This is a genomic window from Cryobacterium sp. PH31-L1 (genome assembly GCF_030063145.1).
Taxonomy (GTDB): domain Bacteria; phylum Actinomycetota; class Actinomycetes; order Actinomycetales; family Microbacteriaceae; genus Cryobacterium.
This window is the reverse complement of the sequence record NZ_JASISM010000020.1, coordinates 3,319-5,331: the sequence shown is the minus strand read 5'-3', so window position 1 is coordinate 5,331 and position 2,013 is coordinate 3,319. Positions and strand designations below refer to the sequence as shown.

Genomic DNA, 2,013 nt, shown 5'->3' with positions numbered 1-2,013 from the left:
TTAGACAAGTTGCCCCGGAGCGACAGCCCAGAATAGGGCCTGAAGTCGGGTGCGTCCGATCCTTGAGAACTCAACAGCGTGCACAATGTCAAATGCCAAAAACCTCGTGGTGTGATCTCGTTTCTAGCGGGTGATCATCAGGAGATTCCTTTGGAAATAATATTGAACAAGTCCTGGTCTTCGGACTAGGCAACTATACAAAGCAAGTCAGTAATGATTTGTTCTGTCAGTTTCAAACTTGCATCTTGTCAGCCTATTCCGGCTGTGGGGTGCACTAGATGGGCACTGAACTTTCGGGTTTGGGAGCTATTCAAACATTTACGGAGAGTTTGATCCTGGCTCAGGACGAACGCTGGCGGCGTGCTTAACACATGCAAGTCGAACGGTGAAGAGGAGCTTGCTCCTTGGATCAGTGGCGAACGGGTGAGTAACACGTGAGCAATCTGCCCTTGACTCTGGGATAACTGCGGGAAACTGTAGCTAATACCGGATATTACCTTGGAAGGCATCTTCTGGGGTGGAAAGAATTTTGGTCAAGGATGAGCTCGCGGCCTATCAGCTAGTTGGTGAGGTAATGGCTCACCAAGGCGACGACGGGTAGCCGGCCTGAGAGGGTGACCGGCCACACTGGGACTGAGACACGGCCCAGACTCCTACGGGAGGCAGCAGTGGGGAATATTGCACAATGGGCGCAAGCCTGATGCAGCAACGCCGCGTGAGGGACGACGGCCTTCGGGTTGTAAACCTCTTTTAGTAGGGAAGAAGCGACTGGGTTTTCCTGGGAGTGACGGTACCTGCAGAAAAAGCACCGGCTAACTACGTGCCAGCAGCCGCGGTAATACGTAGGGTGCAAGCGTTGTCCGGAATTATTGGGCGTAAAGAGCTCGTAGGCGGTTTGTCGCGTCTGCTGTGAAAACCCGAGGCTCAACCTCGGGCCTGCAGTGGGTACGGGCAGACTAGAGTGCGGTAGGGGAGATTGGAATTCCTGGTGTAGCGGTGGAATGCGCAGATATCAGGAGGAACACCAATGGCGAAGGCAGATCTCTGGGCCGTAACTGACGCTGAGGAGCGAAAGCATGGGGAGCGAACAGGATTAGATACCCTGGTAGTCCATGCCGTAAACGTTGGGAACTAGATGTGGGGACCATTCCACGGTCTCCGTGTCGCAGCTAACGCATTAAGTTCCCCGCCTGGGGAGTACGGCCGCAAGGCTAAAACTCAAAGGAATTGACGGGGGCCCGCACAAGCGGCGGAGCATGCGGATTAATTCGATGCAACGCGAAGAACCTTACCAAGGCTTGACATATACCGGAAACGCCTGGAAACAGGCGCCCCGCAAGGTCGGTATACAGGTGGTGCATGGTTGTCGTCAGCTCGTGTCGTGAGATGTTGGGTTAAGTCCCGCAACGAGCGCAACCCTCGTCCTATGTTGCCAGCACGTAATGGTGGGAACTCATGGGATACTGCCGGGGTCAACTCGGAGGAAGGTGGGGATGACGTCAAATCATCATGCCCCTTATGTCTTGGGCTTCACGCATGCTACAATGGCCGGTACAAAGGGCTGCAATACCGCAAGGTGGAGCGAATCCCAAAAAGCCGGTCTCAGTTCGGATTGAGGTCTGCAACTCGACCTCATGAAGTCGGAGTCGCTAGTAATCGCAGATCAGCAACGCTGCGGTGAATACGTTCCCGGGCCTTGTACACACCGCCCGTCAAGTCATGAAAGTCGGTAACACCCGAAGCCAGTGGCCGAACCCGTAAGGGACGGAGCTGTCGAAGGTGGGATCGGTGATTAGGACTAAGTCGTAACAAGGTAGCCGTACCGGAAGGTGCGGCTGGATCACCTCCTTTCTAAGGAGCACGTGCCGTCCCGTCTGTATACAGCGGAATATGGCGGCCAGTCATACGGAAGCGAATGTCTTCCGATGGCGCTCATGGGTGGAACATTGACATTGATGCAAGAACGGCTGAGATCTACTCGGTACGCCTGGTTCGCAAGAACGTGGGTTGGAA

The 2,013-nt window shown here is 54.6% G+C and carries 1 rRNA gene; it reads left to right on the top strand.

The annotated features are described in order from the left end of the window. The first annotated feature begins 317 nt into the window (after window positions 1–317). Window positions 318–1,851 (top strand): 16S ribosomal RNA (locus tag QMF22_RS17255). Window positions 1,852–2,013 lie beyond the last annotated feature (162 nt).